The 12,036-nt window shown below is 70.9% G+C and carries 12 protein-coding genes and 1 riboswitch; of the genes, 3 read left to right on the top strand and 9 right to left on the bottom strand.

Translation table 11 applies throughout. The annotated features are described in order from the left end of the window. Positions 1-34 precede the first annotated feature (34 nt). Both ACFYZY_RS21670 and ACFYZY_RS21665 read right to left on the bottom strand, forming a co-directional pair. On the bottom strand, positions 35-1,399 hold the full coding sequence (locus ACFYZY_RS21670) for an NYN domain-containing protein (RefSeq protein ID WP_388696536.1): 1,365 nt from the start codon (positions 1,397-1,399) through the stop codon (positions 35-37). A 33-nt stretch (positions 1,400-1,432) separates the two neighbouring features. Then, complete coding sequence (locus tag ACFYZY_RS21665; protein ID WP_030205668.1) at positions 1,433-1,675, bottom strand: hypothetical protein; 243 nt, start codon at positions 1,673-1,675, stop codon at positions 1,433-1,435. Positions 1,676-1,833: 158 nt separating this feature from the next. On the opposite strand from ACFYZY_RS21665, the gene ACFYZY_RS21660 reads away from it, so the two are divergent. Next, positions 1,834-2,568 (top strand): rhomboid family intramembrane serine protease, encoded by a 735-nt coding sequence (locus ACFYZY_RS21660; RefSeq protein WP_388696533.1) that lies wholly within the window; start codon positions 1,834-1,836, stop codon positions 2,566-2,568. Next, positions 2,565-2,846: an Lrp/AsnC family transcriptional regulator gene (locus tag ACFYZY_RS21655; RefSeq protein ID WP_030205672.1), complete on the top strand. Its 282-nt coding sequence runs from the start codon at positions 2,565-2,567 to the stop codon at positions 2,844-2,846. The genes ACFYZY_RS21660 and ACFYZY_RS21655 overlap by 4 nt, the downstream gene beginning before the upstream one ends. 70 nt (positions 2,847-2,916) lie before the next feature. Here the strand turns inward: ACFYZY_RS21655 and ACFYZY_RS21650 are convergent, their stop codons facing one another. From ACFYZY_RS21650 to ACFYZY_RS21625, 6 genes are all read right to left on the bottom strand, one after another. Next, positions 2,917-4,338 carry an aminotransferase class V-fold PLP-dependent enzyme gene (locus ACFYZY_RS21650; RefSeq protein ID WP_388696531.1) on the bottom strand — a complete coding sequence of 474 codons (1,422 nt, stop codon included), beginning with the start codon at positions 4,336-4,338 and terminating at the stop codon, positions 2,917-2,919. 209 nt (positions 4,339-4,547) lie between these two features. Further along, positions 4,548-4,664: riboswitch (SAM riboswitch) on the bottom strand. 79 nt (positions 4,665-4,743) lie between these two features. Next, complete coding sequence (gene trpD / locus ACFYZY_RS21645; RefSeq protein WP_388696528.1) at positions 4,744-5,808, bottom strand: anthranilate phosphoribosyltransferase; 1,065 nt, start codon at positions 5,806-5,808, stop codon at positions 4,744-4,746. Positions 5,809-5,942: 134 nt separating this feature from the next. After that, a complete protein-coding gene (locus tag ACFYZY_RS21640) occupies positions 5,943-7,568 on the bottom strand; it encodes a cytochrome bc complex cytochrome b subunit (protein ID WP_388696526.1) in 1,626 nt (541 codons plus the stop codon). Then, complete coding sequence (locus ACFYZY_RS21635) at positions 7,565-8,617, bottom strand: Rieske 2Fe-2S domain-containing protein (protein WP_388696523.1); 1,053 nt, start codon at positions 8,615-8,617, stop codon at positions 7,565-7,567. The genes ACFYZY_RS21640 and ACFYZY_RS21635 overlap by 4 nt, the downstream gene beginning before the upstream one ends. Further along, positions 8,614-9,423, bottom strand: a complete 810-nt coding sequence (locus tag ACFYZY_RS21630; RefSeq protein ID WP_388696521.1) for a c-type cytochrome — start codon at positions 9,421-9,423, stop codon at positions 8,614-8,616. The genes ACFYZY_RS21635 and ACFYZY_RS21630 overlap by 4 nt, the downstream gene beginning before the upstream one ends. Before the next feature lie 74 nt (positions 9,424-9,497). Further along, positions 9,498-10,118, bottom strand: a complete 621-nt coding sequence (locus ACFYZY_RS21625) for a heme-copper oxidase subunit III (RefSeq protein WP_015033013.1) — start codon at positions 10,116-10,118, stop codon at positions 9,498-9,500. A gap of 202 nt (positions 10,119-10,320) precedes the next feature. Here ACFYZY_RS21625 and ACFYZY_RS21620 point away from each other — a divergent pair, with 202 nt between their 5' ends. Next, on the top strand, positions 10,321-10,722 hold the full coding sequence (locus ACFYZY_RS21620) for a hypothetical protein (RefSeq protein ID WP_388696518.1): 402 nt from the start codon (positions 10,321-10,323) through the stop codon (positions 10,720-10,722). Between the two features lie 5 nt (positions 10,723-10,727). Here ACFYZY_RS21620 and ACFYZY_RS21615 read toward each other — a convergent pair whose 3' ends face one another. Next, positions 10,728-11,969 (bottom strand): Ig-like domain-containing protein, encoded by a 1,242-nt coding sequence (locus ACFYZY_RS21615; protein WP_388696516.1) that lies wholly within the window; start codon positions 11,967-11,969, stop codon positions 10,728-10,730. Positions 11,970-12,036 lie beyond the last annotated feature (67 nt).

The raw sequence follows: 12,036 nt of genomic DNA, 5'->3' as shown, positions 1-12,036 counted from the left end.
GAAACCGGTCATAAGGTCCACGAGTTGACACAGGTCACGAGAGCCGCGAAAGCCGCTTCAGCAACAAGGCGGACGGCACCGGCCGCGCACCCGCCTTCGCCACCCCGTCGGCCACCTCGCGGTCCGTGGAGACCACCACCACCGGCCGGCCGGGCGGCTCCGCCCGCACCAGCTGCCGGATCAACTCGTCCGCCGTGACCCCGGCCTTGGAGAACAGCACCCGCACCCCGCGCGGCGGCGCGAGCAGCACCGGGGCCGCCAGCTCCGCCCCGTCGAAGACACAGGTGACCTCGGCGCCCGAACGGGCCGCGAGGGCCGAGAGCCCGCCGAGCAGCCGCAGCCGCTGCTTCTCCAGCGGCATCGTCGGATAGCCGGTCTTGGTGACGTTGTAGCCGTCGACGACCAGATGGGTCTGCGGCAGCGTCAGGAGCTGGTCGAGCAGGGCCGGGTCGGTCTCGGAGAGCGCCCGCGCCGCGATGTCCTTCGGGGACATCCGCCCCGGCTCCACCGCGTCCACGGTGTCCGCCGGATGCGTCGAGACGGGTGGCAGCGCGAGTTCGCGGCGCAGCCCCTGCGCCGCGTCGAGGACCGTGTCCAGGAGGAGCCGCAGCCGCATGTCCTCCACCGAGCGGCCCTCGCGGGCGCTCCTTCGGCTCGCCTCCAGGGCCGCCTCGACCTCGCCGAGCCTGGCCCTGAGCCGCCGGCTCTCGCTCTCGGCGGCCGACACCCGGGCCGCCGCCTCCGCGCGCGCGGCCTCGATCTCGCCCTGGACCCTGCGCAGCGCCGCCTCGCCGCGCTTGACGTCGCTCAGGGCGCTGCGCAGCTTGCGGTGGTAGGACTCCGCCTCCCTGCGGGCCGCGTCGAGGTCGTGCCTCAACTGCTCGGTCTCGTCCCGGGAGCGGTCCCTGGCCGCGGCGAGTTCACCGCGCAGCCGCTCCAGTTCGCGCCGGCCGGCCTCGTCGGCCCGCTCGGCGTCGGCCCGCTGGGCCTCCTCGCCCGCGGCGGCGACCAGCTTGACCCAGCCGGGCGGGCGCAGCACGTAGGCGGCCGCCGCCACGTCGACGGGGTCGGCCGCCGCCGGCGGGGTGCCGCTCTCCAGGGCTCCGGTCAGCTCGGGCTGGTCCTGACGGAACCGTTCGCCGATCCGCTGTCGGAAGACCGGATCGCCCTCCAGGGCCGCCGCCATCGCGTTGCCGGCGAACTTGGCCCGCCGGCTCGCGGTGAACCGGGCGTACTGCCGCAGGGGCGCGGGCAGCTCCGTGACGGTCAGTCCGCCGAAGGCGTCCGCGACCAGCGCGACGACCTTCCGCCGCACGGCCTCCGGCAGTGGGTGGTCGAGCGCCTCGGCAGCGTCACCTGCCGCGCCGGCCGGCTCTCCACCGTGCGCGGGCTGCTCCACGATCCGTCACCCCTATGTCGTCCGCGCCGTCCTTCAGGAAGCGGCGCCCGGCCTGTCCACCAGTTCGATCCGGTCCACCGCGTTGCACCAGCGGCAGCGGACCGACTCGATGGTCTCACTGACCACCTGCCGCTCCTCGACCGTCGGTTCTCCGGCGAGGTCCAGATGGACGTACTCGACCACCTTGGACGAGCGGGTCACGTCGAAGCGGGTGAGGTTGCCGCAGAGCGTGCAGCGCCAGCGGGTCTCGGCGGTCGGCAGGGGAACCGTCGTCATCGTGCCGTCCTTCTTCCTGTTGCGGGATACCAGGTGCGGGAGCCGCGGTGCGCCGTCGAACTGCGGTCGTACTGTCCGCCACACTACGGCCTCGCGGGAAGGCCGGAACACGGCGAGGCACTCTGTCCACTTCGTCCCCGGTACGCGATGATCTGTCCGTGATCGAATGGCGAAGCGCGGCCCGCGGCGTCCTGCGGGGCGTCCGCGGCGGTCCCGTGGTGACGTACGGGCTGATCGCCGCCTGCTGCCTCCTCTTCGCGATCGGCCCGGTCTCCGGACTCCATCCGGCGCACGGCACGGGCGACGCCCTCCTCGCCGCCCAGGGCTCCCACTTCCGCCGCTGGGGCGTCGTCCCCGCCGAGCTGGTGAGCGGCGATCCGCGCGCCCTGCTCACCCCGCTCACCGCGCTCTTCGTCCACGGCGGCTGGCTCCACCTCCTGGGGAACATGCTCTTCCTCCACGTCTTCGGCGCGATGGCCGAGGAACGCATGGGGCCGGTCGAGTACGCCCTCTTCTACCTGGGGACCGGCTGCCTCGCCCTCGTCGGCTACGCGATGGCGCACGCGGACAGCGAGCAGACCCTGGTGGGGGCGTCGGGGGCGATCTCCGGAGTGCTCGGGGCCTTCCTCTTCCTCTTCCCGCGCTCCCGGGTCACCAGCCTCTTCCCCTTCCTCTTCTTCCTGCCGCTGCGCTTCCCCGCGTGGATCGTGCTGATCTTCTGGTTCGCGCTCCAGTGGCTGGCCGCGCGGACGGCGGGGGCCGGTCCCGGCGTCGCGTATCTGGCCCATGTGGTGGGCTTCTCGCTCGGCTTCCTCTACGCCTGGGTGCGCCACCGGGGTGGGGATAGAGTGAAGGCCACAGCCGCGGCCACCGAGGGAGAAAGCCAGCCGTGATCACCGCGATCGTGCTCATCAAGACCAGCGTGGACCGCATCCCCGAGATCGCCGAGTCGATCGCGGCGCTCGACAGCGTCAGCGAGGTCTTCTCGGTGACCGGCACGTACGACCTGATCGCCATGGTCCGGGTGCCCCGCCACGACGACCTGGCGGACGTGATCCCCGGCAGCATCAGCAAGATCCCGGGCGTCGAGGCGACGGACACGCACGTCGCGTTCCGCACGTACTCGCAGCACGACCTGGAGGCGGCCTTCGCCATCGGCCTGGAGTCCTGAGGCGTTTCACGGCGGCAGACGGAGGGGGCCTCCCGGGCGGGAGGCCCCCTTCACCCGTACGAGTGAGTACTCAGCCGCGGTCCGGGACGCAACGGCCGTCCTCGGTGCGGTACTTCCACCGGGCGCCGTCCCGGACCAGCTCCTTCACGGCGCCGACGAACCGCTCCACGTGCTCGTCGGGGGTGCCGGCGCCGAAGCTGACCCGGACGGCGTTGAGGGACCTCTCCCCCGGCGCCGCCTCGGGGGCGCCGCACTCGCCCGGGTCCCCCGGGTCGCCGCCGAGCAGGGTGCGGACCAGCGGATGGGCGCAGAAGAGGCCGTCGCGGACGCCGATGCCGTACTCGGCGGAGAGGGCGGCGGCGAAGTGGGAGCTGTTCCAGCCCTCCACGACGAAGGAGATGACGCCGACGCGCGGGGCGTCGTCGCCGAAGAGCGAGAGGACCCTGACCTCGGGGACCTCGGCCAGGCCCGCGCGCACCCGGGCGACCAGGCGGTTCTCGCGCTCGACGAGGGCGTCGAAGCCGGCCTCGTCGAGCGCCTTGCAGGCGGAGGCGATCGCGAGGACGCCGATGACGTTCGGGGAACCGGCCTCGTGGCGGGCCGCGGTGGTGTGCCACTCCACGTCCACGCCGCCGTCGGCCCGGCGCGTCACCGTGCGGGAGGCGCCGCCGCCCGCGAGGTAGGGCTCGGCGTCCTGGAGCCAGTCGGCGCGGCCGGCGAGGACGCCGGAGCCGAAGGGCGCGTACAGCTTGTGCCCGGAGAAGGCGACCCAGTCCACGTCGAGGTCCGCCACGGAGACCGGGTGGTGGGGCGCGAGCTGGGCGGCGTCGAGCACGATCCGGGCGCCGTGCGCGTGGGCGGCGGCGGCCAGCTCCCGCACCGGCCACAGCTCGCCGGTGACGTTGGAGGCGCCGGTGACGCAGACCAGGGCGGGGCCGTGGGGGTCCCGTTCCGCGAGGGCGCGCTCCAGGGTCCCGACGGCCTGCTCGGGGGTGCGCGGCGCGTCGAGGTACGTCACCCGGGCGTCGCCCCAGGGCAGGAGCGAGGCGTGGTGCTCGGTCTCGAAGACGAAGACCTGGCAGCCGACGGGGAGGGCGGCGGCGAGCAGGTTGAGCGAGTCGGTGGTGGAGCGGGTGAAGACGACCTGGTCGCCGGGGCGGCAGCCGAGGAACTCCGCCACGGTGGCGCGGCTGTTCTCGAAGAGGTCGGTGGAGAGCTGGGAGAGGTAACCGGCGCCGCGGTGGACGCTGCCGTAGTACGGGGCGTACGCGGCGACGTCGTCCCAGACCCGCTGGAGGGCCGGGGCGCTGGCCGCGTAGTCGAGCGCCGCGTAGGTCACCTCGCCGCCGGTGACGAGCGGGACGGTCACGTCCCGGCCGAGGACGGGCAGCGGGGCGGGGCGGCAGGGACCGGCGGGCCCGGTGACGGCGGAATCTGCGGCGGGCTCGACGACGGTGGTGACGGCGGCGACGGCGTGCGGGCGTGCGGACATGGCGGTATCTCCCGGCGGGCGGTGCGGAACGGCTTCGGTGAATCCCGTACGCGGCCGGACACGGCGGGGTACGGGTGACGCCTCGGAGGACACGGGGGTACGCGGAAGGGACCCTGTTCCGAGGGTGAAGAAGGGGCGGACTCGCCCTATCGCATTCGCTTGCTCACGGAAAACACTCCTCGGTTGACCAGGACCCCTGGTGTTCGAGGGATCCGCGCTTGCCGCAGACCTCGCTGCCTGCGGCCTGGTCATCACCCGGGGCACCCCGCCACGGAAGGAGGGTTGCCGGACAGCGAGCCGGGGCCAAAACGCTGTCACTCGTGACCTGGAGAGCATCCTGCCACATGATCGCCGCGGCGCAAGACCCCGGTCCGCATGGTGGACCGGGGCCGTACGGCGCGCGGGCTACGCGTTGCTGGCGGCGATCCAGCGCTCCAGGGCCCGCCGGGCGGCACCGGAGTCGATCGCCTCGGCGGCCTTCTCCATGCCCGCGCGGATCCGCTCCGCGAGGGTGCCCTCCCCCGGTTCGAGCGCCGTCAGCGCCGCCGCCGAGTTGAGCAGCACCGCGTCCCGCACCGGCCCGGTCTCCCCGGCGAGCAGCCGGCGGGCCACGTCGGCGTTGTACGAGGCGTCGGCGCCGCGCAGCGCCTCCACCGGCACGAGGTCGATGCCGACGTCGCGGGGGTCGAAGGTCTCCTCCCGCACCGCGCCGTCCCGGACCACCCAGACCCGCGAGGTGGCCGTGGTGGTCAGCTCGTCGAGCCCGTCGTCACCGCGGAAGACGAGCGCGGAGGAGCCGCGCCCGGCAAGCACCCCGGCGACGATGGGGGCCATCCGGGGGTCCGCCACCCCGGTCGCCTGGGCCCGCACCCGGGCCGGGTTGGTGAGCGGGCCGAGGAAGTTGAAGACGGTGCGGATGCCGAGTTCCCTGCGGGCCGTCGCGACGTGGCGCAGCGCCGGGTGGAACCTCACGGCGAAGCAGAAGGTGACGCCGGCCTCCTCGGCGACCTCGGCAACCCGCTTCGGGGTCAGGTCCAGGTTGACGCCGAGCTTCTCCAGGACGTCGGAGGCCCCGGAGGCGGAGGAGGCCGCGCGGTTGCCGTGCTTGACGACCTTGGCCCCCGTTCCGGCGACCACGATCGCGGACATGGTGGAGATGTTGACGGTCTTGGCGCCGTCGCCGCCGGTGCCCACGATGTCGACGGTGGCGCCGGGCACCTCGATGGTGTTGGCGTGCTCGTACATCGTCCGGACGAGGCCGGTGATCTCCTCGACGGTCTCGCCCTTGGCGCGCAGGGCCACGACGAACCCGGCGATCTGCGCGTCGGTGGCCTCGCCGCGCAGGATCCGGTCCATGGCCCAGGCGGTGTCCTCGGCACTCTGGTCGCGGCCGCTCAGCAGGCCGTCCAGGACGACGGGCCAGGAGCGGCCCGCCGTGGTGGGTCCTCCAGCGGGGGTCACAGCGCCCATGGCAGCTCCCGGTCATCATCGCGTGACGGATACGGGCCCACCCTATCGACCCCCGGGGACGGCGAAGAGCCCCGTCCGGCGTGTGGACGGGGCTCTTGCCGTGGCGACTTCAGGGCGTCGGGGGCGTCAGGTGATCAGTGGTGGCCGTGGCCGCTCTGGATCTCCTTGTACTCCTCGACGGTGGGCTTGGGGATCTGGCTGTCCCCGCCGTAGTAGCCCCTGTTGAGCTTGATCCGCAGCTTCTCCATGCGGCCGATCTTCCGCTCCACGCCGTTCTCGTCCACGGCCGGCGGCAGCGCCGCGGGCTCGTACTGCTCGTGCGCCGTGAGGCGGTGCAGCTCGCCCTGGCTGAGCGGCTCGTGGATCTCGACGAACTCACCGTGCGGCAGGCGCTTGATGATGCCCGACTCGCGGCCGTGCAGCACCTTGTCCCTGTCCCGGCGCTGGAGGCCGAGGCAGATCCGCTTGGTGACGATGAACGCGATGACCGGGCCGACGAAGAAGAAGATCCGCACGAACCAGGTGATCGAGTTGATCGACAGGTGGAAGTGGGTCGCCCAGAGGTCGTTTCCACCGCCCACGAGCATGATCATGTACGCGGTGATCCAGGCGACGCCGAAACCGGTGCGCGTCGGAGCGTTGCGCGGGCGCTGCGCGATGTGGTGCTCGCGCTTGTCGCCCGTGATCCAGGACTCGATGAACGGGTAGACCGCGATCGCGCCGAGCACCGCCGGGAAGATCGCCAGCGGGATCATCACGCCCAGGACGAGCGTGTGGCCCCAGAGGTTGATCTCCCAGCCCGGCATGACGCGGATCAGGCCCTCGGCGAAGCCCATGTACCAGTCGGGCTGGGCGCCGGTGGACACCTGGTCCGGGCGGTACGGGCCGAGCGCCCAGATCGGGTTGATCGAGGCGATCGCCGCGATGACCGCGATGACGCCGAAGACCAGGAAGAAGAAGCCTCCGGCCTTCGCCATGTACACGGGCAGCAGCGGCATGCCGACGACGTTCTTGTTCGTGCGGCCGGGGCCCTCGAACTGCGTGTGCTTGTGGACGAACACCAGGATGAGGTGGGCGACCACGAGGCCCAGCATGATGCCGGGCAGCAGCAGGATGTGCGCCGAGTAGAACCGGGCGACGAAGTCGCCGCCGGGGAACTCCCCGCCGAACAGGAACATCGAGAGGTACGTGCCGACGACCGGCACGGACAGGATCGCGCCCTGCATGAAGCGGACACCGGTGCCGGAGAGCAGGTCGTCCGGGAGCGAGTAGCCGGTGAAGCCGGTGAACATGCCCAGGAAGAACAGCAGGAAGCCGAACAGCCAGTTGATCTCGCGCGGCTTGCGGAACGCGCCGGTGAAGAACACGCGCATCATGTGCACGAACATGCCGGCGAGGAAGATCAGCGCCGCCCAGTGGTGGATCTGCCGGATCAGCAGGCCACCGCGCACCTCGAACGAGATGTGCATGGTCGAGTTGAACGCCTCGGACATCAGCTGTCCCTGGAGCGGGACGTACGGTCCGGCGTACTCCACCTCGTTCATCGACGGGTGGAAGAACAACGTCAGGTAGACGCCCGTCATGATGATGATGAGGAAGCTGTAGAGGCAGATCTCGCCCAGCATGAAGGACCAGTGGTCCGGGAAGATCTTCCGCATGTTGGCCTTGGCCAGCGTGTAGATCCCCAGGCGTCCGTCGGCCCAGTCGGCGACCCGCTCACCCGCGGGCGCCTTCTTTTCGGTATCGGTCACGGTGCTCATCCGCGCTCCCAGAAGGCAGGGCCGACGGGCTCGTCGAAGTCGCCGAGCGCCTCCAGGAAGCCCTTGTCGTTCACGCCGATCCGCAGCTGCGGAAGGGCGTGACCGGCCGGGCCGAAGATGACGCGGGCGCCGTCGGAGAGGTCGAAGGTGGACTGGTGGCACGGGCAGAGGACGTGGTGCGTCTGCTGCTCGTACAGGGAGATCGGGCAGCCCACGTGGGTGCAGATCTTCGAGAAGGCGACGATGCCCTCGTGCGACCACTCGAGCTCGCGCTTGTCCTTGATGTCGTCCGGCTGGATCCGGACGATCATCAGGGCGGCCTTGGCGATCTCGGTCTGGAAGTGGTGGTCGTGCTCCGAGAGGCCCTCCGGCATCGCGAAGGTCAGCGAACCGACCGCGACGTCCTCGGGACGCAGCGGCTCGTGCGTGTTCATGTTGATGAGCTGCTTGCCCTTGGCCCACAGGGTGGTCCGGAGCTTCTTCTCGGGCAGCGGGCCCATGTCGCGCAGCAGCACGATGCTGGAGAGCGGCATGAGCGCCAGCGCGCCGAACATCGTGTTGCGGATGAGCTTGCGGCGGCCCATGCCGGACTCGGCGGCACCGGCCGCGAAGTCCGCCATGACCTTCGCCTTGACCTCGGGCGACGCCTCGATCGGGTGACGCTCGTCCGCCACCTCGACGTCGGACATCAGGGTGCGGGCCCAGTGGACCGCGCCCGCGCCGATGAAGAAGAGGGAGGCGCCGAGGGTCAGACCCAGGGAGAAGTTGAGCGCGGACACCCGGCCGAAGGGCCAGATGTACACGATCTTGTCGACCGGGAAGATCACGTACGAGGCGATGAAGCCGATCGTGGCCAGCATCGACAGCGTGAACATGAAGGCGACCGCGCGCTCGGACCGGCGGGCGGCCCGCTCGTCGATGTCCTGGATGCGGGGCTTGTGGGGCGGGAGGCCCGGGTCGGCGAACGGGTCGTCGGCGACCTTCACCGCGCCGTGCGCGGTGTCCTGCACTGCCGGCAGGTTCTCTTCTGGAATCTCTTGGCTACTCATGACTTCTTGGCCTTAGCGGTGTGGGCCGCGACCCAGATGGCAACTGCGATGAGCGCACCCAGACCGAAGATCCAGGCGAACAGGCCCTCGCTGACGGGACCGAGTCCACCGAGGGAGAGACCGCCCGGGTTGTCGGCCTCGTCGCTGTTGACGGCCTGGACGTACGCGATGATGTCCTTCTTCTCCTTCTCCGGCATGGTCGTGTCGGGGAAGGAGGGCATGTTCTGCGGGCCGGTCTGCATGGCCTCGTAGAGGTGCTTCGGGCTCACGCCTTCGAGGCTCGGGGCGTACTTGCCGTGGGTCAGCGCGCCGCCCTCCCCGGTGAAGTTGTGGCACTGGGCACAGTTGGTGCGGAACAGTTCGCCGCCCCGGCCCTTGTCGGCGCCCGCGGGGTTGTACTGCTGCTCGGTCGGCGTGATCGGGCCGGCTCCGAGGGAGGCCACGTACGCCGCGAGCCGGTCGATCTCGGCCTGCGTGTAGATGACCTTCTTCTTCGGGACCTGGGCGCCCGGCTGCTGGGCCGGCATGCGGCCCGTGCCGACCTGGAAGTCCACGGCGGCCGAGCCCACGCCGACGAGGGAGGGGCCGTCAGTGGTGCCCTGACCGCCGGTTCCGTGGCAGCTGGCGCAGCCGACGGAGTAGAGCTTCTTCCCCTCCTCGATGGCGAGGGACTGGGCGGTCTCGTCGGCCTTCGCCGTGCCCGCGGGCGCGAACGCGGCGTACAGCCCCCCCGTGGCCGCCAGCGCGAGAAGTAGGACGACGACCGCCGCCAGCGGATGGCGTCGTCGTGCGGAGAGCTTTTTCACGGATTACCCCGGTGTCAGGATCTTCTGCGTCGGTGCTTGCTGGATGTCTCGGTCCGCCGTGGTGGCGGATCCGATTACTTGATCATGTAGATCGTGGCGAAGAGGCCGATCCAGACGACATCGACGAAGTGCCAGTAGTAGGACACGACGATGGCGGCGGTTGCCTGCTCGTGGGTGAACCTCTTGGCGGCGTACGTCCGGCCCAGGACCAGCAGGAAGGCGATGAGACCGCCTGTCACGTGCAGGCCGTGGAAGCCGGTGGTCAGGTAGAACACCGAGCCGTACGGGTCCGACGAGAGGGAGAGCCCCTCGTGCTTGACCAGCTCGGTGTACTCGAAGACCTGTCCGCCGATGAAGATCGCACCCATCACGAACGTGATGATGAACCACGTCCGGAGCTTCTTCACATCGCCCCGCTCGGCGGCGAAGACGCCGAGCTGACAGGTGAGGGAGGAGAGCACCAGGATCGTGGTGTTGGTCGCCGAGAACGGGAAGTTCAGCGCCGAGGCCTTTTCTGCCCAGAACTCGGCACCCGTCACCGATCGCAGGGTGAAGTACATCGCGAAGAGGGCCGCGAAGAACATCAGCTCGGAGCTCAACCAGATGATGGTTCCGACGCTGGTGAGGTTCGGTCGATTGACCGACGGGTGCGCGTGCCCTGTTTCTACTGTCGTTACTGTCGCCACGACCGACATTATGTCGGTCGCTTATCCCGCCCTCACTCCGGGGGGTGCCGTTCGGAGTGTCAGAGGGGTGTGTCCAGCCCGAACGGCCCAGTGGAGGGGGCGGAAACCACCCTTCGAACGGTCGGCGAACGGGTGTTGACGGGCAGTGGAGCGGAGTAGCATCCGCCGCATCGGTCGACGACCGTCCCACGGACTTCCCCACGGAGGAACGATGCAGTCGAGTGCCACGGTCCTGGTCTACAGCGACGACGCGAACACACGCGCGCAGGTGCGGCTGGCGGCCGGGCGCAGGCCCGCGGCCGACGTCCCCCCGGTCGGGTTCGTGGAGTGCGCCACGCTGCCCGCCCTCCTCGCCCGCCTGGACGAGGGCGGCGTCGACGCCTGCGTCCTGGACGGCGAGGCCGCCCCGGCCGGCGGCATGGGCGTCTGCCGGCAGATCAAGGACGAGGTCTTCCACTGCCCGCCCGTCCTGCTCCTCGTCGGACGCCCCCAGGACGCCTGGCTGGCCACCTGGAGCCGCGCGGACGCCGCGGTCACCCTCCCGGTGGAACCCGTCGAACTCGCCGCCTCCCTCGCCGCCCTGCTGCGCGCCCGGCTCCCGGTCGGCGCGTGAGCTGATCAGAGCGAGGGCCGCAGGCGGGCCTTCTGGGTGGAGACCACCGGTTCCCCGGCGGTCTCCACCAGCGCGCTGCCCTGGCGCCACTTGTCCCACGTCAGGTTCCAGTCGCCGAACCCGTTGCCGAAGGGCTCCATCGTGTCGCCGTCGCTGTTGACGGTCCTGACGACGTCGCCGGGGCGCACGTTCTCGAAGAACCAGGCCGCGTTCCCGGTCGACATGCCGACACAGCCGTGGCTGACGTTCGCCACGCCCTGCGAGCCGACCGACCACGGCGCGGCGTGCACGTATTCGCCGCTCCAGGTCACCCGGGTGGCGTAGTACACGGGCAGGTCGTACGACTCCGAGCTGCCCTCGGAGATGCCGACGGTGGTGCCGCGCATCCGGACGTAGTACTCCTTGCCGAGCACCACCTTGGTGCCGTTGCGGGTGGAGAAGCCGGGCTTGCCGGTGGTCACCGGAATGGTGTTGATCACTTCTCCGTTGCGCTTCACCGTCATGTGGTGCGACCCGGCGTCCGCGATCGCCTCGACCCGGTCGCCGATGGTGAGCTTCAGCGGCGCGGAGGCGCCGCCGTAGAGCTTGTCGCCGATCTTGAGGCCGTCCAGGTTGCCGCTGACCGTGACGCGCGCGCCGGCGGGCCAGTACTCCTTCGGGCGGAAGTGCAGCTTCTTGTCGTCCACCCAGTACCAGGAGCCCTCGACGGAGGGCGTGGAGCGGACCTTGAGGGCCCGTTCGACGACCGCCCGGGAGGCCCTGTCCTTGACGGGGAGGCTGAGGTCGGCGGTGATGGGCTGCCCGACGCCGTACGTGCCCGCCTCCGGCCCGAAGTCGGCGGTCAGGGCCCGTTCGGCCGGGGTCGTCTCGAACGTGAACGTACGGACGCCCGGGGCGCCCTCCCCGTCCTCCGTGGCCACCCGGACCGTGTAGCGGGTGCCGGCCGCCAGGGAGGCCGTGGAGCGCCAGCGCCGTCCGTCCGCCGTGAGCTCGCCCGCCAGGTGGCGTCCGGCGGCGTCGAGGGCGGTGACGTCGGCGATCCGGTCCCCGTCGCCCTTGGCGGTGATCTCCAGGGGCTTCTCGGGGTCGGCCTTGGTCCCGTCGGCGGGGGCGCTGACGGTGAGCGGACCGGCCCCGTCGTACGCCTTCGGCGTCAGCGGGCGGTCGTTCCGGGCCGTGCACGCGGTGACGGCCACGGCCAGCAGGGCACAGCTCACAACAATCCGGATGCGCGGCGTGTCGTTCATGGACTCACCGTAAGAACAATCCCCGGGCCGGGCGCGCCGAGTGCTGCAAAAGAGGGGGCCCGGACGC

The organism is Streptomyces sp. NPDC001744 (assembly GCF_042892575.1).
Taxonomy (GTDB): domain Bacteria; phylum Actinomycetota; class Actinomycetes; order Streptomycetales; family Streptomycetaceae; genus Streptomyces.
Note: the sequence above shows the minus strand (reverse complement) of the source record. Positions and strands in the feature narration are given on the sequence as shown.

Bases quoted from the DNA above. Each gene is read 5' to 3' on its own strand.
- ACFYZY_RS21665 (WP_030205668.1), bottom strand. From the start codon at position 1,675: ATGACGACGGTTCCCCTGCCGACCGCCGAGACCCGCTGGCGCTGCACG.
- ACFYZY_RS21650 (WP_388696531.1), bottom strand. From the start codon at position 4,338: ATGTCCGCACGCCCGCACGCCGTCGCCGCCGTCACCACCGTCGTCGAG.
- trpD (WP_388696528.1), bottom strand. From the start codon at position 5,808: ATGGGCGCTGTGACCCCCGCTGGAGGACCCACCACGGCGGGCCGCTCC.
- ACFYZY_RS21640 (WP_388696526.1), bottom strand. From the start codon at position 7,568: ATGAGCACCGTGACCGATACCGAAAAGAAGGCGCCCGCGGGTGAGCGG.
- ACFYZY_RS21635 (WP_388696523.1), bottom strand. From the start codon at position 8,617: ATGAGTAGCCAAGAGATTCCAGAAGAGAACCTGCCGGCAGTGCAGGAC.
- ACFYZY_RS21625 (WP_015033013.1), bottom strand. From the start codon at position 10,118: ATGTCGGTCGTGGCGACAGTAACGACAGTAGAAACAGGGCACGCGCAC.
- ACFYZY_RS21620 (WP_388696518.1), top strand. From the start codon at position 10,321: ATGCAGTCGAGTGCCACGGTCCTGGTCTACAGCGACGACGCGAACACA.
- ACFYZY_RS21615 (WP_388696516.1), bottom strand. From the start codon at position 11,969: ATGAACGACACGCCGCGCATCCGGATTGTTGTGAGCTGTGCCCTGCTG.